21 protein-coding genes are annotated in these 19862 nt (G+C 40.9%); 12 read left to right on the top strand and 9 right to left on the bottom strand.

The features are described from left to right. Positions 1–353: 353 nt before the first annotated feature. Positions 354–548, bottom strand: a complete 195-nt coding sequence (locus AC5EUN_RS12405; RefSeq protein ID WP_004694700.1) for a hypothetical protein — start codon at positions 546–548, stop codon at positions 354–356. A gap of 449 nt (positions 549–997) precedes the next feature. On the opposite strand from AC5EUN_RS12405, the gene sbmA reads away from it, so the two are divergent. The 4 genes from sbmA (at position 998) to AC5EUN_RS12385 (ending at position 4939) form a co-directional block, all read left to right on the top strand. Next, positions 998–2191, top strand: a complete 1194-nt coding sequence (gene sbmA, locus AC5EUN_RS12400) for a peptide antibiotic transporter SbmA (RefSeq protein WP_058952205.1) — start codon at positions 998–1000, stop codon at positions 2189–2191. Between the two features lie 143 nt (positions 2192–2334). Further along, positions 2335–3387, top strand: coding sequence for a hypothetical protein (locus AC5EUN_RS12395; RefSeq protein ID WP_094148459.1), 1053 nt, complete (start codon positions 2335–2337; stop codon positions 3385–3387). A gap of 59 nt (positions 3388–3446) precedes the next feature. Continuing rightward, positions 3447–4310 (top strand): hypothetical protein, encoded by an 864-nt coding sequence (locus AC5EUN_RS12390; RefSeq protein ID WP_058952204.1) that lies wholly within the window; start codon positions 3447–3449, stop codon positions 4308–4310. A 110-nt stretch (positions 4311–4420) separates the two neighbouring features. Continuing rightward, positions 4421–4939, top strand: coding sequence for a hypothetical protein (locus tag AC5EUN_RS12385; RefSeq protein WP_058952203.1), 519 nt, complete (start codon positions 4421–4423; stop codon positions 4937–4939). A 170-nt stretch (positions 4940–5109) separates the two neighbouring features. Here the strand turns inward: AC5EUN_RS12385 and AC5EUN_RS12380 are convergent, their stop codons facing one another. Both AC5EUN_RS12380 and AC5EUN_RS12375 read right to left on the bottom strand, forming a co-directional pair. After that, entirely contained in the window at positions 5110–5688 is a 579-nt protein-coding gene (locus AC5EUN_RS12380) for a DJ-1/PfpI family protein (protein WP_058952202.1), read from the bottom strand. 224 nt (positions 5689–5912) lie between these two features. Continuing rightward, complete coding sequence (locus AC5EUN_RS12375) at positions 5913–6386, bottom strand: hypothetical protein (RefSeq protein WP_058952201.1); 474 nt, start codon at positions 6384–6386, stop codon at positions 5913–5915. A gap of 440 nt (positions 6387–6826) precedes the next feature. Here AC5EUN_RS12375 and AC5EUN_RS12370 point away from each other — a divergent pair, with 440 nt between their 5' ends. Further along, on the top strand, positions 6827–7486 hold the full coding sequence (locus tag AC5EUN_RS12370) for a hypothetical protein (protein WP_058952200.1): 660 nt from the start codon (positions 6827–6829) through the stop codon (positions 7484–7486). 125 nt (positions 7487–7611) lie between these two features. Here AC5EUN_RS12370 and AC5EUN_RS12365 read toward each other — a convergent pair whose 3' ends face one another. The 4 genes from AC5EUN_RS12365 to gatC form a co-directional block, all read right to left on the bottom strand. Beyond that, entirely contained in the window at positions 7612–8415 is an 804-nt protein-coding gene (locus AC5EUN_RS12365) for an NYN domain-containing protein (RefSeq protein WP_058952199.1), read from the bottom strand. A 69-nt stretch (positions 8416–8484) separates the two neighbouring features. Continuing rightward, complete coding sequence (gene gatB, locus AC5EUN_RS12360; protein WP_058952198.1) at positions 8485–9960, bottom strand: Asp-tRNA(Asn)/Glu-tRNA(Gln) amidotransferase subunit GatB; 1476 nt, start codon at positions 9958–9960, stop codon at positions 8485–8487. Further along, positions 9960–11438 carry an Asp-tRNA(Asn)/Glu-tRNA(Gln) amidotransferase subunit GatA gene (gatA, locus tag AC5EUN_RS12355; protein WP_058952197.1) on the bottom strand — a complete coding sequence of 493 codons (1479 nt, stop codon included), beginning with the start codon at positions 11436–11438 and terminating at the stop codon, positions 9960–9962. Before gatA ends, gatB begins: the two co-directional genes overlap by 1 nt. 53 nt (positions 11439–11491) lie before the next feature. Continuing rightward, positions 11492–11806, bottom strand: a complete 315-nt coding sequence (gene gatC / locus AC5EUN_RS12350; RefSeq protein ID WP_004694671.1) for an Asp-tRNA(Asn)/Glu-tRNA(Gln) amidotransferase subunit GatC — start codon at positions 11804–11806, stop codon at positions 11492–11494. A gap of 133 nt (positions 11807–11939) precedes the next feature. On the opposite strand from gatC, the gene AC5EUN_RS12345 reads away from it, so the two are divergent. The 6 genes from AC5EUN_RS12345 (at position 11940) to AC5EUN_RS12320 (ending at position 16689) form a co-directional block, all read left to right on the top strand. Next, the gene (locus AC5EUN_RS12345) at positions 11940–12986 is read left to right on the top strand and encodes a rod shape-determining protein (RefSeq protein ID WP_087527717.1); all 1047 of its coding nucleotides are present in this window, start codon (positions 11940–11942) and stop codon (positions 12984–12986) included. A 15-nt stretch (positions 12987–13001) separates the two neighbouring features. Beyond that, a complete protein-coding gene (gene mreC, locus AC5EUN_RS12340) occupies positions 13002–13859 on the top strand; it encodes a rod shape-determining protein MreC (protein ID WP_004694667.1) in 858 nt (285 codons plus the stop codon). Further along, the gene (gene mreD / locus AC5EUN_RS12335) at positions 13846–14337 is read left to right on the top strand and encodes a rod shape-determining protein MreD (protein ID WP_058952196.1); all 492 of its coding nucleotides are present in this window, start codon (positions 13846–13848) and stop codon (positions 14335–14337) included. The genes mreC and mreD overlap by 14 nt, the downstream gene beginning before the upstream one ends. Continuing rightward, on the top strand, positions 14325–14891 hold the full coding sequence (locus AC5EUN_RS12330; RefSeq protein WP_058952195.1) for a Maf family nucleotide pyrophosphatase: 567 nt from the start codon (positions 14325–14327) through the stop codon (positions 14889–14891). The genes mreD and AC5EUN_RS12330 overlap by 13 nt, the downstream gene beginning before the upstream one ends. Positions 14892–14929: 38 nt before the next feature. Then, positions 14930–16384: a ribonuclease G gene (gene rng / locus AC5EUN_RS12325; RefSeq protein ID WP_004981336.1), complete on the top strand. Its 1455-nt coding sequence runs from the start codon at positions 14930–14932 to the stop codon at positions 16382–16384. A gap of 131 nt (positions 16385–16515) precedes the next feature. Then, positions 16516–16689: a PA1571 family protein gene (locus AC5EUN_RS12320; protein ID WP_004981331.1), complete on the top strand. Its 174-nt coding sequence runs from the start codon at positions 16516–16518 to the stop codon at positions 16687–16689. 66 nt (positions 16690–16755) lie between these two features. Here AC5EUN_RS12320 and AC5EUN_RS12315 read toward each other — a convergent pair whose 3' ends face one another. After that, entirely contained in the window at positions 16756–18135 is a 1380-nt protein-coding gene (locus tag AC5EUN_RS12315) for a WS/DGAT/MGAT family O-acyltransferase (RefSeq protein ID WP_058952193.1), read from the bottom strand. A 162-nt stretch (positions 18136–18297) separates the two neighbouring features. Beyond that, positions 18298–19032 (bottom strand): phosphoadenylyl-sulfate reductase, encoded by a 735-nt coding sequence (locus tag AC5EUN_RS12310; protein ID WP_058869094.1) that lies wholly within the window; start codon positions 19030–19032, stop codon positions 18298–18300. A 202-nt stretch (positions 19033–19234) separates the two neighbouring features. On the opposite strand from AC5EUN_RS12310, the gene thrH reads away from it, so the two are divergent. Then, the gene (gene thrH / locus AC5EUN_RS12305; RefSeq protein ID WP_005399989.1) at positions 19235–19852 is read left to right on the top strand and encodes a bifunctional phosphoserine phosphatase/homoserine phosphotransferase ThrH; all 618 of its coding nucleotides are present in this window, start codon (positions 19235–19237) and stop codon (positions 19850–19852) included. Positions 19853–19862 lie beyond the last annotated feature (10 nt).

Raw genomic sequence — 19862 nt, 5'->3', positions numbered from 1 at the left:
TGAGCTTGGTGAATGAGTCGGTAAATATAGAGTTATAGACTGAAGATTTTCAAATCCTTTCTCTTTTTCTGATTTATAGTTCAAAGTTTTACTTAACAAGGATGAAGGATTTAATGTAGATCAATTAAATCAAGAGATTAAGGATAAAATGGATGCATAACGACGATACAAATGAGCCCCAGAAATCACAAAATCAATAGGTATAGAAAACTCTCAGCACGGTATTCATTTGCTGATTCGGTATAAGAAAACTAAATTTTAATAAAAATAACCAGTTTTAAATCAATAAAAAAAGATGGTTTTTATTTTTATCTTATTGAATGGATTATTCTTTTATTAAAGAGCGTTGCAAATTAAAGCTTCTGCCACACTTGATTTTCATCATCAAAAGACACCGTAAAATTAAAACGAGAGTCCGCCGTTACCAAGTAACCTGTAGGTGTTTTCATGAGAACTTTGAGCACAGTGCCTTCTTCAAAGTTAATGGGTGGAAAGTCTTCTTTTGTCAGTGTGAGTGGTTTGATCAGTTCAAGTACTAGGGTTTCCATGTCATAGATCCAATAGTTTTTAATGAAAAGATAGTAGCATGAAGTTATTTTAAAATGTGCAAACTTCATTCTTTCATACATAAAATCAACAAGTAATCGTATGGTTGTCAGAGAAATACCATCATTGCACTCGCTTTAAATCCTAAGCAATTTTTCAGTTTGAAACCCAAAAGTTATAAGCAATAAAATATTATTTTAAATCTGGGGCAAAGCCCGTTCGTATTTTCATAAGTTATTGAAATAATTTATTTTGATTGTGATGTGACTGATCAAGTCGGAAAATAATGTCCTGAGCTCTTGTGAAGGGGTATACAAATCAAATAACGTATAACCCAATAAGGATAAGTAAAGTGTACAAACTTGCTGTAATGCGATTGTACTAAATTAAGAAATAAGGATTAGTATGCACGGATTGCATACCTGAAATATAAAAGGGATATATATCGTTCATGTTTAAGTCATTTTTCCCAAACCCTAGATGGTTCTTCATTTCGGTATTACTTTGGTCGGTGATCAATGTCGTACTGTGGTACACAGGGGGAAATACATGGGGAAGCGTCATAGGTTGGCCGCAAGGATATGCAACGGCTGAACTGCCTATAGGAGTGAGCCGTTTTTGGTCTCCGTCTTTTCTGTGGTTCTATCTCTGGTTTTTTATAGCAACAACCTTTTTTGCCTTATTTTGGCGTTTTGTCTCAGACAATAAATGGCAAAGATGGTCGATTTGGGGCTCCGCATTTATTCTGTTTAACATCTGGTTTGGTGTACAGGTCAGTGTTGCCATCAACGCATGGTATGGACCATTTTGGGATCTCATTCAAAGCATGCTTGGTAAAGGCGGTAACATTAAAGACCTATATATGGGTACTTTAACCTTCTTGTATATTGCGATGGTTGCGGTCACTTTCGCAGTGATCAATGCCTTTTTCACCAGCCACTATGTATTTCGGTGGCGTACAGCGATGAATGAATACTACACCCAACACTGGGAAAAATTGCGTCATATAGAAGGGGCATCACAACGTGTGCAAGAAGACACTATGCGCTTTGCTACTATTTTAGAAGATTTGGGCGTTGAGTTGATCAAGGCTGTGATGGTGTTGGTGGCTTTCTTACCAATTCTATTTGAGCTTTCAAAGAATGTTCCTGAATTGCCTATTGTGGGTGAAGTAAAGCATTCCCTAGTTTGGGCTTCTATTATTTGGGCTATTTTTGGTACGGTCTTGTTAATGGTAGTGGGAAGTAAACTACCAGGTTTAGAGTTTAATAATCAGAAGGTTGAAGCGGCTTACCGTAAAGAGTTGGTGTATGGGGAAGACCATGCAGACCGTGCCCAACCTGCAACATTGGTCGAACTGTTTAGCAGAGTAAGAAAGAATTATTTTAGACTTTATTTTCACTATGCTTATTTTAACTTAGTCGCGACATGGTATCGACAACTGGATATTTTATACAGTTTGGTGGTGTTATTTCCCGCAATTGCAGCAGGGAAAATGACTCTAGGTTTAATCAACCAAATTGGTAATGTGTTTGATAAAGTACGAGAGTCATTTCAATATCTAATTTTGTCATGGAAAACCATTATTGAACTGCTCTCGATTTATAAGCGTCTAAAAGCTTTTGAATCGACTTTGGATGACTAAATATTTTTGATGTATCTCACCTGCTGTTCACGGCAGGTTTTTTATGTGCTCAAGCATCATCTTGTCTGTAATTTTTGTTGTATGGGTCAAATTAAATTGATGAAATGTTGTTGGGTTTATCATAAAACAAAGCAGAATGATGTGTGCGTCAAGCTAAAATAAATAATAAAAACAGTTATTTAAGTTTGTTATTTTATGAGCTTTCCGCTAATGTTTTTATGCGGGTGTTTAAGAGTAAAGTCGTAGTGAATTATAAAATTTTATGTGTATTTGGGGTTTTGGGGAGTGTGTTGCAGGGCTGTACCAGTCTGGGAAATATAGCACAAGCACCTTTTAAAAATATTGCATCACCACAAGAATTAATCGTAGAACGAAAAATTAATGATACCGATAAAAACAGCAAAGAATACGTCTATCACACGGTAGGCGTAAAAAATGAAAAAGATATCGAGGTGCTATATCCACGCAGCATGTTTAGTCAGTATTGCCAAGCACATGGTGGGCGTTTTACTCAGACACAAAAAAGTAGTTTTAGCTTAGTGAAAGATCCGTGGGCGAAAAAATTACTTCGCACCTATAACAGTTTAAAACAGGGTACGGGTGCTTTTCGTTGCCAGCTCAATAATGGCGAGCAGTGGTCGGTGAGCATTGAGGCATTGTCTGAACGTAAACTGCCTAACTCAAATGATACTCGTGTGGTTAATTTACAAAGCAAAGTACTGACTGAGCCAGCACCACGGAGTATGGCACCTATTACACCAAGCAAAAAAGCGGTGACGAAGGCACCTGCGATCAAGGCAGAGGTGAAGAAAGAGGAAGAAAGCAAAAAAGAAGTAGAGCCTAAAAAAGAAAACAAAGTGGAAGTACCACCTAAAGTCGCCAAAGCTGTAGAAACACCGCAGCAGCAACAGGCCAAACTGTATGTGGCTGCACGCCGTGATATTAACAGTGGACGCAACCAAGTCGCTGCCTGTAACAGTGCACAACGCGCATATAACTATGGTCGTTTGCCGGGGTCGGATGCCTCAAATGTCTATACCGAATCGGGCATATTAGTTGCACGTTGTTTAACGGGTATTCCAAGTTATAGCAGTCGTTTTTCCAACCCTAAAGGGCAGGCAAAATATGTTTTGCAGAACTTAGCCAAAAATCATAACCACACAGGTGCTAAAAATATGCTCAAGCAAATGAAGTAAGATTTTAGGCTGTTTGCGACCGCACTTCATGTGAGCACCTCAACCAAAGGAAATACATCATGAGTAATGTGCAAACCCCAGCCACCTATTTTACTGCGCCTTTGCTAGATCAGACCGTGCAAGAAATAGACGTTGATATTTCAGCTCAGCCTTATTTTTACAACAATGGTGGAACACCCGAGTATTTAGCCGAAGTATCAGATGCTATTGAGCTGATTCAAGCATCCTCAACCAACGCCCATATGAGTAGGGGGCATGTTTATGATGTACCCAAAGAAATAGCGACGATCCAAACCCATTGGGGAGAGCAGACCCAATTAGCGTTCGCAGGAAACTCTTTTGAGTTTATGCCACTCAAAGCCACGCCAGAAACTGCTGCCGCATTTGGTATGACTTTGGTGAAAGCTAGACAGGCGATAGAGGTACAGGCTACGCAGAAAAAGTTGTCTCAAATTAAATATCAATATGGCATGTTGGCCGGTCATTTTTTCCCTTATGACCCAACTCAAATCAATCTAGATGCAAAAACCTTATATCCCTTTGTCGTCACAGACCTAGAGCATCATGACTTTCCGCATGTATTTGCTTCGACCGATCCAAATAAACTACCTTTAGTAATTTCAGCAGGACGATATTTTCCAAAAGACCGAAAAATTTACTTGGCTGATTTGTGGGTAGAACATGGTGACGCACTTTATATTCCTGAAATGCCGAAGCAAGTTGCTCCTGAATTTATCGATTTACATAATAACCGTAATGCTGCTTTAGCGTGTTGGAAGGGCGAAAGTAGTCAATCTACGATTCAGATGTATACTTTGCTTGACCCCAAAGGTTACTTCTATTGGTTTTGGAATGCATGCCCGACCGTACACCCACAGCTCACTGCCTTTGAAACTGCTGAGTTAAATAGGGAAATCGCTTGAATTGAGCGATTTAATTTTCTCCAACTACACGGTAATTTTACAGTTCCATAACAGGCTGATTGGCGGGCTTTGTGATACAAAGAATGCAATTGTTGATTGGAGTTGAGTTTATGTCACAGCCTGTTTTAAGCGTTTTACGTGGTCGGTCTTCTGTTATTTTTCGTCATGCTGTTTTGGCAGCAGCCTTGTGTGGTTCAGTCCAAGTTGCAACGGCCAGTACTACAGTCGACCAATTGAGTAATTGTTTGGTGAAGTCAACGACAGCAACAGATAAAACTACTGTGTTGCAGTGGACGTTTGCGGCACTGGCTGCACATCCTGATCTGAAGGTGTATAGCAATGTCACCGATGCACAGCGGACACAGCTAGATAAAAACTTAGCACAAGTATTACAACGCATTTTGGTGGAGCAATGTTCAGCGCAGACCAAAGCAGTGATTCAAGCTGAAGGCTTACAAGCGGTTGGAGACAGCTTTCAAGAACTTGGACAGATTACAGGTGAGGAAATTTTAAAGAACCCTGAAGTGAAAGGGCAGTTGCAAGGCGTACTGCGCTATGTGGATTTGAATAAATTGGTCACGACTTTTTTAACCCCAGAAATTTGGAATAAGTTAGGCGTGACGAGGTAGTTTAATCGATTAAAATATTTGAAAATTATGAATAGTAAGAACTGTTTATAAACTGAATCGAAAGCATTAATGTTATAAAAAAAGCTCCTTGAATCGAAGGAGCTTTTTTATTTTTGAATCTAAAGGCTGATAGGCCATCTCATAAAAGATTCATTTGAGGAACAACACAATTAAATCGTCACAGTCGCCCCTAAAGCTTGAATAAACTGTGCCATCCAAGCAGGGTGGGCAGGCCAAGCCGGTGCTGTGATCAAGTGTCCATCGGTTACAGCTTCAGTCACTTCAATGTCCGCATAAGTCCCACCAGCAAGTTTCACCTCGGCTGCACAGGCAGGGTAAGCGGAACAAGTACGACCTTTGAGTACATCGGCTGCCGCAAGAATTTGTGCACCATGACAAACTGCTGCAATTGGTTTTTTCGCAGCATCAAACTCACGCACGATCTCAAGAATACGTTCATTCATGCGTAAATATTCGGGCGCACGACCACCGGGAATGACTAAACCGGCATAGTCCGCAGTGTGTACCGCTTCAAAGTTGTAGTTGATAGCAAAGTTATGACCGCGTTTTTCACTATAGGTCTGCTCACCTTCAAAGTCATGAATGGCTGTGGCGATGCTTTCACCTTCATTTTTATCGGGACAGACTGCGTGAACGGTATAACCGAGACCTGTTAAAAACTGAAAAGGCACCATAGTTTCATAGTCCTCGGCATAGTCACCGACGAGCATTAAAATTTGTTTTGACATTTTTAAACCCTCTTTATTGTTTGTGCGTATTTATGTTCAATTTTGATCTAAATTAGCACAGTTCAGATGTCATTTTTAAGTCATTCAGTGCTCTTTAGTCGTATAACTGAGGTCATTTTTATAAAAAAAGCTCCAAGTAATTGAGGCGTTATCCCTGTCTGTAAAAGCTTGTTAAATCAATCAGTTTATATATTCACTGATATGAAATTTACTATGCTAAGGTGTTAATAGTCTAATGTGCAGGCTTTGCCGTTATATTCATAACGGTTGACATCATATTTTTGACCATTCCAGCGGTAAACAGCAAAACAAAATCCGGGGCCACCATTTTCAATATCTGGCCAACCGTCTTTTCCTTTGGTTTGTAGAAAAGTAGGGATGCCCATGTTTTCAAAAATGAGTTTCCATGTTCCAGCTTTTTGCTGAGAAATGATGTGGTAACCGACACCTGTGTTGCCATAGCACATGGTGCTGTAGTCTGAAATGACCGCGTCTTTTAGCCCGTCACCATTTAAGTCTTTGTATGTGGTGATTTTACCTGTGTCGCAGCTACCTTCCCAGCCATGTTTGGTTTTTGAAAAGCCTGCGGCTTTAAATATTTGGTTAGCTTCTATGGTAGGAACATTGGGTTTGGTTTCTGCAAAGGCAGTGGTGCTGAAGAAGGCAAGGGTAGAAAGTGTGAGAATGGTTATTTTCATTTTTGTCCTTTGATTTCTTAAAGTGGTGAATGTTTTTAAAGTAATAGAATACGTTTAGTGTAGTAATTTGGGGGAATTAAAAACTACTTCATGTAGAAATCCTCTCCCTAGCCCTCTCCTTTATTAAAGGAGAGGGAACTTCGCGTACCAAATTAATCACATGACAAAGTTTCCTTTTTTTAAAGGTGAGAAGCGAAGCTTCGCAAGGAGAGGGATTCAGAAATCAAGCATAAAAAAGGACTTGGATAGTTGGATGCATCCAAAGTCTTCGAGTTTGCTGATTGAGAATATTTTTTAGTGACCATGTTTTCTTCAATGTTATGTCTTCGGAGGTTTTTTAGCTTTATATTTTAAATTTTAGGTAAAACTTAAGCTGTTAATTATTAGGAATAAACCAACCTTTATATAGTATTATTGATTGAAATTTATATAGCTTATTGATGATGAAAGATTTTATAAAAAAACATAATGCACTAGGTTGGGTACTTGGGATTTTAGGTACTTTAATTGTAGGTGGTTTAGGAAGTGGTGTTTGGGAAGTAGTATTGAAACCCATATTTAGCTTTCTTGGAAATGGAATTATTAATTTTTTAGTGCAGACTTCATCAAGTTTTAGTGATGAGATTTATCAAAGTATAGCTTTACGTAGTTTAGATAGATTTCAAGCTAAGACTTATAGTCTCATTGTGATGATGCTTGGCTTAGTAACCATTTTTATGTGCGTAATATTATTTTCGAAAGTAAAGAAGAAACTTGATGACGAGCGAGATGGAGTTGAATGTGAAGAAAAAGAGAAAAACTGGGTCTTAAGAAATCATAAAAACTTCTACATTTTTATGGTGTTTTATTTCTTATTAGGTTGTATTCCTTTCTTTATTTATACTTATGATGGCATTAAAACAAATTTTATTGCCAGAAAAGTAATTACTTTTGAGTATCTTTTAAAAATAAATAGTGATGTTATAAGTGAGTTTGATCTTAAAAAAATTGAATCTCAATTTGCGCAAATAAATAATGTTAATGACTACGAGAAAATCATAAGAAACTTGGAAAATATCGCTCAAAAAAATAATAAACATATAAATAAAAAACCGCTCTAAAGCGGATTTTTTATTCCAAAACTAATCAGACCAATCAATTTCTTCATCAAATCATTCACTTGGGTAGGGGGGAGCTTTACCCTTAGGCGCTTTCATCAAGCAAACTACAAAAGCATCGAACTGTTTTATTTTAACTTTACATACAAGTGCTTATGCCCATTTTCTAGAGTACGTTCATCACATTCGAAAATTTGCGGAAAGCCTTTAATTAAATCATTAAGGCGTTTAAATCCATAAGTTCTTGGATCAAAATCAGTTTTCATTAATTTTAGTTGAGAGCCTAAAGATGCAACAGTAATCCATTCAGCATCTTGATTATCAAAAACTTGCTGTATAGTGGATAAGGGGAGTTCAGTATTAGAATTGGAGGTTGTTATAGTTTTTGATTCTATTTTAGTAGTTTCTTTAGTTACTGTTTGGGTGTTTTTCTGTTGTTTAATTGGTTGAGGTATTGTTGCAACTTCTTCATCACTTAAGTTTTCCACATAAGTAAAATGTGAGCAAGCATTTTTAAAGGCATCAGGAGTTTGCATTTTTCCAAAACCGTAAACGGTTGCTCCTTGTTCTTTAATACGAATAGCTAAGGCAGTAAAATCGCTATCACTAGAAACTAGAGCAAAGCCATCAAAACGATTAGTATAGAGTAAATCCATCGCATCAATAATCATAAAGCCGTCAGTGGCATTTTTTCCTGTGGTATAAGCAAATTGTTGCATGGGTTTAATCGCTAAATCATTTATGGCTTGTTTCCAGCTACCATTTTGGCTAACAAAGTTCCCATAAATACGCCTTACTGTTGTTTCTCCGTATTTGGTAAGTTCATCTAAAATATTTTTTATATCCTTGGCTGATGCGTTATCTGCATCAATGAGTACTGCTAGTTTCGCTGTTTTTTCTTCAGAAATATTAAAAATAGTTTTTGATGCCATAACCTACTCGTAAAAAACCCCACATTTGTGAGGTTTTTATAACATGAAATCAACTAATTAGCGAATAAATCAACCAATCAATTTCTTCATCAATTCATTTACTTGCGCAGGGTTAGCTTTACCCTTAGACGCTTTCATTACTTGACCCACTAGACCATTGAAAGCTTTCTCTTTACCAGATTTAAACTCTTCAACCATCTTCTCATTGGCAGCAAGCACGTCTTTGATAATCGCTTCAATCGCACCCGTATCAGTTTCCTGCTTCAAACCTTTTTCCGCAATAATTTCGTCCGCAGTTTTGCCTTCATCCCACATAAAGCCGAATACTTGCTTCGCAATCTTGCCGCTAATGGTGTTATCCACGATACGCGCAACCATGCCACCCAGTTTTTCAGCCGAAACAGGAGAGTCTGCGAGTTCCAAGCCTGCTTTATTTAAAGCACCTGAGAATTCGCCCATCACCCAGTTTGCAGACACTTTACCTTGTGCAGCGCCGCCAGCAGCAGCCACAACCACTTCATAAAAGTCTGACATTTCACGGGTCAGTGTCAAGACATGCGCATCGTACTCAGTGACACCAAAGTCCGCTACGAAACGCTCACGACGTGCCGCAGGAAGCTCAGGCAACGCAGCACGAGCAGTTTCAATTTGCGCATCTGAAATAATCACAGGCAGCAAGTCAGGGTCTGGGAAGTAGCGATAGTCGTTCGCTTCTTCTTTCGAACGCATCGAACGTGTTTCCATCTTCACAGGGTCGAATAGACGCGTTTCTTGGTCAATCGTGCCATCCCATTCCAAAATTTCCATTTGGCGTTCAATTTCAACATTGATCGCTTGTTCAATGAAACGGAATGAGTTGAGGTTTTTCAACTCGCAACGTGTACCAAACGGTTGACCCGGACGACGTAACGACACGTTACAGTCTGCACGGAATGAACCTTCTGCCATGTTACCGTCAGAAATACCCAACCAACGCACTAAAGTGTGAATCGATTTGATATAAGCCACCGCTTCTTCAACCGAACGCATATCAGGTTCAGACACGATTTCAAGCAAAGGTGTACCTGCACGGTTTAAGTCGATGCCTGACATCCCTTCAAACTGGTCATGGATCGATTTACCTGCATCTTCCTCAAGGTGGGCACGCGTTACGCCAATGCGCTTTACCGTACCATCTTCAAGTTGAATGTCGATATGACCCAAGCCCACAATCGGGTTATCCATCTGGCTGATTTGGTAGCCTTTTGGAGAGTCAGGGTAGAAGTAGTTTTTACGGGCAAACACAGACGCTTGGTCAATGTACGCATCAATACCCAAACCAAAGCGAATGGCTAAATCGACCACTTCTTTGTTCAATACAGGTAGTACACCCGGCATTGCCAAGTCAACGAGGCTGGCTTGGGTGTTTGGGTCTTGACCAAATTCAGTCGAAGAACCTGAGAAGATTTTAGATTGGGTCGCAAGCTGAGTGTGAATCTCGATCCCAATAACGACTTCCCAACCATCAATCAATAATGATTTTGGTTTAGCAGCATTTTTAGTCATTATGCATTCTCCTCAGCAATTGCCGCACGTTTCGTATGCCAATCCGTCGCTTGTTGGTACTGATGTACCACAGACAACAGTTGAGATTCTGACCAATAGTTACCAATCAGCTGTAAGCCCACAGGTAAGTTGTCTTTGTCAAAACCAACAGGTGCATTAATCGCAGGAAGTCCCGCAAGGTTGACCGCGATGGTGTAAATGTCGCCCAAGTACATTTCAACTGGGGACAAGTTCGCGCCAATTTTATAAGCCGTGGTTGGTGCAGCAGGTGCCGCAATCACATCAACCAATTCAAACGCTTTTAAGAAGTCTTGTTGAATCAGACGACGGACTTTTTGTGCTTTGACATAGTAAGCATCGTAGTAACCCGCAGACAACGCATATGTACCAATCAAGATACGACGTTGCACTTCTGCACCAAAACCTTCAGAACGTGAACGTTTGTATAAGTCCATCAGGTCAACAGGGTTCTCTGCACGGTAGCCATAACGCACGCCATCGTAACGAGACAAGTTTGATGACGCTTCAGCAGGCGCAATCAAGTAATAGGTTGGAACATAAGCTTCAGTCATGTTGAGGTCAATCTCAACCAAAGTCGCACCCATCTCTTCCAATTTTTTCAATGATTCTTCAACGCGTGCTTTTACGTCTGCGTCTAAACCAGCGACATTGAAGTATTGCTTTGGAATACCAATACGTAGACCTTTAACAGATGTGCCGTTTAGGTTCGCCACATAGTCATCAACGTCTTTTTCAACGGATGTTGAGTCTTTTGCGTCATGGCCTGCCATCACATTCATGAGGTAGGCACAGTCTTCAGCCGAACGTGCCATTGGCCCGCCTTGATCCAGCGATGATGCATACGCAATCATCCCGAAGCGCGAGACACGGCCATAACTTGGTTTAAGACCCGTTAAGCCACAGAACGATGCAGGTTGGCGAATTGAACCACCTGTGTCTGTACCTGTGGCAAATGGAGCAAGGTCCGCTGCAACCGCTGCCGCAGAACCACCTGAAGAACCACCTGGTACATGACCTAAGTTCCAAGGGTTTGCTGTAGCGCCGTAGAATGAATTCTCAGAGGTTGAACCCATTGCAAATTCGTCCATGTTCACTTTACCTAAAGTGACTAGACCAGCGGCTTTACCTTTCGCTACAACGGTAGCGTCGTAAGGAGAGATAAAGTTATCCAACATTTTTGAGCCCGCAGTGGTTTTAATGCCTTGGGTGCAAAAAATGTCTTTGTGTGCAATTGGCACACCTGTCAATGCGGTTGCTGTGCCTGCTTTAATTGCAGCATCGGCAGCATCGGCTTGTGCAAGCGCTTGTTCTGCAGTCACGGTTACATAAGATTTAACTTGTGTATCCAGTTTTGCAATGCGCTTTAAATAATGTTCAGTCAGTTCGCGAGATGAAAATTTAGCCCCAGCTAAACCCTCAGAGAGTTCACGAATCGATAAGCGATGTAAATCTGTCATGAGAAATGTCTTTACGTTAATTTTTACAAAATAATGGTTTAACTGAATAGAAATTATTCAATCACGCGAGGAACTAGGTACAAACCGTCTTGCACTTGCGGTGCAATGGCTTGATATTCATCACGATGATTGGTTTCTGAAACCACATCTTCACGTAAGGGTTGTGGGTGATCAAATGGGCTTTTAAGCGGCTCAACACCATCGGTGTCGATGCCTTTTAAGGTTTCCATCATGCCTAAAATTTTATTTAGACTTTGAGCATATTCAGCAGATTGCGTATCATCTAGCGACAATCGAGCAAGATTGGCGATTGCTGAAACTGTTTGTGCATTTAAATCTGCAGAATGCTGTGCATCCGATGTAGACATAACATCACCTGAGTCAGTATTAAAAAATTTCAAAATATCGTGCGTTATAATAAGCGATTGACTTGTTCAAATCATCACATTTAGTTAAAGTTGCCACCTTGCGTCCACATAAAGTTTAATCGAGAACGTCTCCGTGATTCTAAAAAGACTAATTGGCTTGTTTTCGCCCGATCTAGCCATTGATTTAGGTACAGCAAATACACTTATTTATGCACCAGGACGAGGCATTATATTAAATGAACCGACAGTTGTGGCGATTCGTCACAGTGGTTCACAAAAAATCGTTGCCGCGGTAGGTCTTGATGCAAAGCAAATGCTGGGCCGTACACCTGCAAATATCTCTGCCATTCGTCCAATGAAGGATGGTGTGATTGCCGATTTTGAAGTGACCGAAACTATGCTGAACCAATTTATTGGTAAAGTACATGAAAAACGTCTGTTCCCACCTGCACCTCGTGTTGTGGTGTGTGTGCCTTGCAAATCAACTTTGGTTGAGCGTCGTGCTATTCGTGAAGCTGTATTTAATGCAGGCGCGCGTGATGTTCGTTTGATTGAAGAACCAATGGCTGCTGCAATTGGTGCAGGTATGCCAGTTGAACAAGCATGCGGCTCTATGGTGGTCGATGTTGGTGGTGGTACAACTGAAATTGCGATTATTTCGCTTCAAGGTTGTGTCTATGCTGACTCACTACGTATTGGTGGTGATGTATTTGATGAACAAATCATTAACTATGTACGTAAAGCACATGGTTGCGTGATTGGTGAAACCACTGCTGAAATTATCAAGAAAGAAGTGGGTATGGCTTTACCAGAACCTGATTCTAAAACACTTGAAATTGAAGTTCGCGGCCGTAACCTTGCTGAAGGTGTGCCACGTGCGATCACTGTGACTTCGGACGAAATCACGCAAGCGATTTCTGATCCATTACAAAGTATTGTTTCAGCTGTGAAATCTGCACTTGAGCAAACGCCTCCTGAGCTGTCTTCAGACATCGCTGAGCGCGGTATAGTATTGACAGGTGGTGGTGCATTACTGCGTAACCTCGATAAACTTCTTGCGCAAGAAACAGGCTTACCTGTGGTGGTTGCAGAAGATCCTCTAACTTGCGTCACTCGTGGTGGTGGTAAAGTTTTAGAATTCTTCGATAATCCAAATCACGACATGTTATTTGTAGGCTAATAAAGGAATCGGCGGGTGCAAACAAATCTGTTTTCCAGACAACCGCCATCTTTTCGCTCATTTATCATTGCAGTGATCACATGCTTGGTCGTGCTGTTTTTTAACTGGCGCATGCCGCATGTGATTCAACCTGCAAGAGATGTCTTGTACGCCGCTTATAATCCAATTTATGCCGTAGCAAGTTATCCCGTGTTATCGCGAGAGTGGCTGAATCAACAAACCAAGTCTGAAGCTCAATTGCGCCGTGAAAATACCGCGATGCAAGCCGAGTTATTGCAGGCGCAGGTGCGTTTACAAAAATTATCTGAATTATCTGCGGAAAATACGCGTTTACGCGGTCTGTTAGATACCCCGTTGATCATTGATGGTCGTATGGAAATTGCAGAAGTCATTGGGACAGATGCCGATCCATTGCGTCATATTATTGTGGTAAACCGTGGTGCCAACAGTCAGTTGAAGGTCGGGCAAACCGTGCTCGATGACAAAGGTATTATGGGACAGATTATTAATGTCTATCCGCATAGTAGTCGCGTCATGTTGCTTTCAGATAAGGAACATTCTCTTTCGGTTCGCTTAGAGCGATCTGGAATGCGTGCCATTGTTTCAGGGACTGGAGATTTGGGTCATTTGAAAATGGAATACGTGCCGACCAGTGCCGAAATTAAAGTGGGTGAAAAAGTGTATAGCTCTGGTTTAGGTGAGCATTTTCCAGCAGGTTATCTGGTGGGCACCATTTCAAAAATCAGTCGTCATAATTCAGGCGAGTTTGCTCAAATTGATGTTGTTCCTGCTGCACAGTTAGCGGGTGGGCATCATGTCGTTGTGTTATTTTCCGATTCTTTAGCGATGGAGCAACCACATGCCGATCGCTAAACTTCGTGCCGCCAAACAGCGTGACCCCTTATTTCCGATCATTTTTTCGGTGATCATTGCTTCAGTGTTGATGGTTTATCCCTTGTCTTATGCGCTCTCTGGTTGGCGTCCACTGTTTATGATGATGGTGATGCTGTTTTGGGTGCTATGCCAGCCGACATGGAGCGGGATTTGGTTTGCCTTTGCAGTCGGGATTTTCACCGATTTACTACTTGATGCACCTTTGGGCTTAAACGCGCTCAGCTTTGTCCTGATTACATTTGTGTCCCGTTTTTTAACGCGGGAACGTCGAATTATGACCTTTGCCAATATTTGGGTCATCGCTACCTTGGCTGTGATCGCGCATTTGTTTATTACCTGGATCGCACAAATTATGATCGGGGCACAGTTTTCTCTTGCACGTCATTGGCAACCGTTGTTGAGTAGTGTGCTGACTTTCCCTATGGTCTATTTCATCTTGAAGAAATGGCGCGTTTAATTTTAGCATCCAGTTCGCCCCGTCGCCGTGAGCTGCTTGAGCAGCTCAGTCTAGTATTTGATATCTATAGTCCAGATATTGATGAGTCTGTACAAGCAGGCGAGTCGGTAGCTCATTATGTGGAGCGACTGGCATGTGCCAAAGCTGAGGCAGTACAGCTTCAATACCCAGATGCAATTGTGATTGCTGCCGATACCAGTTTAGGGGTCGATCAAGAGATTTTAGGCAAACCAGAATCTAAGCAGCATGCATTTGAAATGTGGGGAAAAATTTCTGGGCGCAAGCATGATGTATATACTGCGGTTTGTGTTCGTACAAATACGCAAATTTCAAGTATAGTAGTTCGTACTGAAGTTGAATTTCAGCATTTGAGCCCGAATGATATGGAAGCATATTGGGCTACATCTGAACCCATTGGCAAGGCGGGAGCCTATGCTATACAAGGCATTGCAGCACGTTATATTCCACGTATAGAGGGAAGCTATAGCAATGTCGTGGGGCTGCCGTTACATGAAACGGTACAGTTATTACAGGCAGTTAAGGCACTAAATTAACTGTCTCAAAAGATTTTTTATAATGTTTTGAGTTTGTTATGTCTGACGAGTTATTAATTAACGTCACGCCTATGGAATGTCGCGTCGCGTTAATTGAAAACGGCACGGTCAATGAATTATTTATTGAGCGTACGGTGAAACGTGGTTTAGTGGGCAATATTTATAAAGGTAAAGTGGTTCGTGTTCTTCCGGGAATGCAGGCTGCTTTTGTCGATATCGGGCTGTCACGAACTGCTTTTTTACATATTAATGATATGGTTTGGTCACGTAATCAACCCACCCCGAATGTTTTTGAGCTCTTACAGCCAGGACAAATTCTTACTGTTCAAGTCATGAAAGATATGCTGGGCACCAAAGGGGCTCGGCTTTCAACTGATCTTTCCATTCCTTCGCGCTATTTAGTGATGATGCCTTATGGCAATCATACGGGTGTGTCTCAACGCATTGAGTCTGAAGCTGAGCGTGATCGTTTACGTTCGATGATTGAGCGTATTCAAGCGGAACATAAACTTCCGGGTTCAGTGATTGTTCGTACAGCTGCTGATGGGATTGCGGAAGCTGCCATTGCGCAAGACATGGCTTATTTGGCGAAACTTTGGGAATTTATTCAGCGCAAGCAAATCAGTATTGCGGTGCCATCGTTAATTTTTGAAGAACTGCCTTTACCCCAGCGAATTATTCGCGATCTTGCGAGTGAAAAGACCGCTAAAATTTCAGTCGACTCGCGTGAAATACATGGCAAGCTCCAAGAGTTCGTAGAAGAATTTGTTCCGAATATCAAAGAACGCCTTATTCATTATCCGGGTGAGCGCCCAATTTTTGATTTGTATAATGTCGAAGAAGACATTCAAAGAGCGCTGCAGACGCGTGTTGCGTTGAAGTCTGGTGGTTATTTGATGATTGACCAGACTGAAGCTATGACCACTATTGATGTTAATACAGGCTCATATGTGGGTGGTCGCTCTTTAGAAGACACCGTGTTTAAAACCAATATGGAAGCGACACAGGTCATTGCGCGCCAGCTGAGACTACGCAATTTAGGCGGTATTATTATTATCGACTTTATTGACATGCAAGAGCAGGAGCATCGAACTGAGGTCATGACTCAGTTTGAACGGATGCTTGAGCAAGACCATGCAAAAACCAAAATTACACAGGTTTCTGAGCTAGGTTTGGTCGAAATGACACGTAAACGTACACGTGAATCATTAGAGCACTTATTATGTGAATCTTGTCCGACCTGTCAGGGACGGGGTTATGTGAAAACAGCTGAGTCTGTATGTTACGAAATCTTTCGAGAAATCATGAGATATACACGTGCGTATCAATCTCAGACTGGCTTTACTGTCGTTGCGCATCCATCCGTGATTGACCGTTTGTTAACTGCAGAAGCCCCAGCAGTCGCTGATTTAGAGCATTTCATTGGTCGTGTGATTAAATTTCAGGTGGAAAATTTATATACGCAAGAGCAATACGATATCATTCTGAGCTGAAATTGTAACAATATATGGTTAAATAGTTGTTACAACTGAAATTTTACTTTCGATCTTAGATTTTTAATACTAGAAACACGGAAATAGCCAAAGCTTATTCTCCCAAATAGGTTTAGCAAATGAGGTGTGATATGGGTGTTAGAGAAGCAATTATTCAACCTAGTTTGAAACATTTATTAGATACGAAAGTAACGCATAATGCATATATCGTGGATGATCAGGGTAAAGAAGTACAAATTACAACTGCCATGATTCGTACTGCATGTCATCAATTATTAAAACAATGTCGTAGCATTAAAAACTAAGGGGCTTATCGAAGCCCCTTAGTTTTATTGATTATTCTTGTATTTCTGATTCGTTTTTTTGCGGCATCAACTGACCGTTTGCAACTTTGGGTCTTCGATCCCCACAATCGCCTCAAAGCGTTGAATCTCTTCTTCTAAGTGTGTGAGTAGATTCTGCATCTTCGGTAGCGCATTTCGACAAGCCGTCAAACCAACTTCAAGTTTATCTAAATAACTGGTCATGGTGATGTTGAGTGCCTGACCATCTAAAATGATTGAGGCAGGGTATAGCGCATCGAGTCGTGCCCCGTTCCAATACAATGGTTCACGTGGGCCAGGAACATTTGAAATTACCAGATTAAATGCTTGGCGCTTAGGCAGTAAGCCTGAGGCAATATTGAGACCAGCAGCACTATAAACAAACGCACTATAGTTCAAAATTTGGTTTGAGTTCATGCGTTTGAACTTTTCTTTGGCATTTTGCACACTACGACGAACAATTGCGAGGCGCTCTAGTGGATCTTCTTTATGCGTGCCTAAATTTGCCAGAATCATGGTGATACGATTCGACATAGACGAATCATCATCACGAACCGAGGCAGGTACCATGGCAATTAAAGGCTTTTTAGGAAGTGCGTCTTGGGACAAAAGATATTCACGTAGGGCACCTGAACAAATCGCCAGTACGATGTCATTAATCGTGACCCCTAGACTTTTAGAAATATGACGTAAGCGATCAAACTCAAAAGACTGTGCTGCAAAACGACGCGAAGAGCTAACCCGTTGGTTCAGAATAGAGCTGGGTGCTTGAAAGCTTGAAACATAATCAGGATTACGTCCCATATCTTTCATGACTGTTTGTGACAACTCATACATGACACGTGGTGTTGACCCAAGCTGGCCCATTACGCCATTCATTATTTTCTTAAAGCGGCTAACATTCGGTTCTTTTAAACGCTTCGCACGAGGGCCTTCAACACACCAAGGTGGTACAATACTCTTTGCATTTGGATCTTGTGATAATGATTTTTCCACCAAACGCATACCCGCAATACCATCCACCATCGCATGGTGAATTTTGAAGTACATGGCAAAACGATTCCCTTCAATCCCTTCAATAATATGACAGGTCCATAACGGTTTAGCGCGATCAATTAAACTACTGTGTTCCTGTGAAATATAGGTGAGCAGTTCAAGAATACGCCCCGGTTGTGGGAGTGCGATATGACGAAAATGGTGATCAAGATCAAACTCTTCATCTTCATCCCAAAATAAGCCGTTGAGTTTGTTGTTAAATGGAGGAATAGGAATGGATTTGGAGTTACGAATATCTGCAACTAAATTTTGAATGAAGCTGGCAGGTGCATTTTCCGGGATTTGGAATAAGAATAATCCACCGACATGCATGGGTTGCTGGCGTTTTTCAAGTGATAAAAAAATAAAGTCAATCGGATGTAATGGACGCATAGTCTGGATTGCCTCACTGCAATATCTGACCGCTCCTATATGAGCAATCTTGTTAGAATTATAGAACTTAAAGCTAGTATATCGATTTTTTTTAACAATGGGAGCGCTTTGTGTGTATCCATTGGTTGCGAAAAAACCACTGCTTTGCAGTGGTTTTGATCTTTACTTTTTCAAATTACCTGCATGTAGGCCACATTCTTTGTGTGTCGCTTCCTCCCACCACCAACGTCCTTCACGTTCATGTTGGTTTGGTAACACTGGACGCGTACATGGTTCACAGCCAATAGAAATAAAACCGCGCTCATGCAATGGATTATAAGGCACTTCCATCATGCGAATGTAGCTCCACACATCGGCACTGGACCAGTTGGCAAGAGGATTGTATTTAATCAATTGTTTGCCTTCGCCTGAAAAGCCTGCATCTGCTTGAATAACTGGAATCTCAGTTCGTGTGCCTGGGCTTTGGTCTTTACGTTGACCCGTAATCCAACCATCTAAAGTCGCTAATTTTTTACGTAAAGGCTGAACTTTACGGATACCACAACACTCTTTATGATCATCTTGATAAAAGCTGAATAAACCTTTTTCATTGATCAGTTGTTGAACGGCATCTGCTTCTGGGAAGCAAATTTCGATATTAATGTTGTAGTGTTTACGCACAGTTTCGATAAATTGATAGGTTTCTGCATGTAAACGTCCTGTGTCTAAGCTAAAGACACGAAAAGGTTTACCTAAGTTAGCAGCCATATCAATAAGTACGACATCTTCTGCACCTGAAAACGAGATGGCAATTTCACCCGTTTGATTCAGTGCAAGTGCTAAAATTTCACTTGGTGATTTGTCTGCATATTCAGCTGCGAGAGCATCAACAAGATCAATAGTTGGAATGGTTGTCATAAGTATCCTGGCAATAGGCTTGGAATCTAACAAGACCTATATTACGTTATTTGCTGTGCATTTTAATAGAGTTGAAATAAACCACTTATCACTAAAAAATAAATGCTTATGAAAAAAATAGATTTAAAAAACAGCAATGCATTAGACAAATATTAAGCTATGATAGTTCAAAATTTTTCCACGTAAATAAAAGGGAGTATTCATGGAAGTTGTTTGCCTTGATCTAGAAGGGGTGTTAGTTCCAGAGATTTGGATTAACTTTGCTAAAAAAACAGGCATTAAAGCGCTTGAAGCAACCACACGTGATATTCCTGATTATGATGTGCTCATGACGCAGCGTTTGAATATATTAAAAGAACATGGTTTAGGCTTAAATGATATTCAAGAAGTCATTGCTGAGATGGGCCCATTTCCAGGCGCAAAAGAATTTGTTGAATGGTTACGTACACATTTTCAGCTGATTATTTTGTCAGACACTTTCTATGAGTTTGCGCACCCATTAATGAAACAGCTGGGCTGGCCAACGATTTTTTGTCATAAGTTAGAGACTGATGAAAAGGGTATGATTACAACCTATAAGCTGCGCCAACCTGACCAAAAACGTGAAGCAGTTAAAGCATTGCATGGACTAAATTACCGTGTGATTGCCGCAGGTGATTCTTATAATGACACCACTATGCTGGGTGAAGCGGATAAAGGTTTTTTGTTTGATGCACCAGAAAACGTGATTAAAGAGTTCCCACAATTCCCTGCAATTCATGGTTATGCAGCTTTAAAAGAGGCAATTCGTAATGCTTCAGTTCGTGATATTCCTGCTTAATATATTGATT

This window comes from Acinetobacter sp. CAU_H_S170_2 (assembly GCF_058890445.1).
Note: the sequence above shows the minus strand (reverse complement) of the source record. Positions and strands in the feature narration are given on the sequence as shown.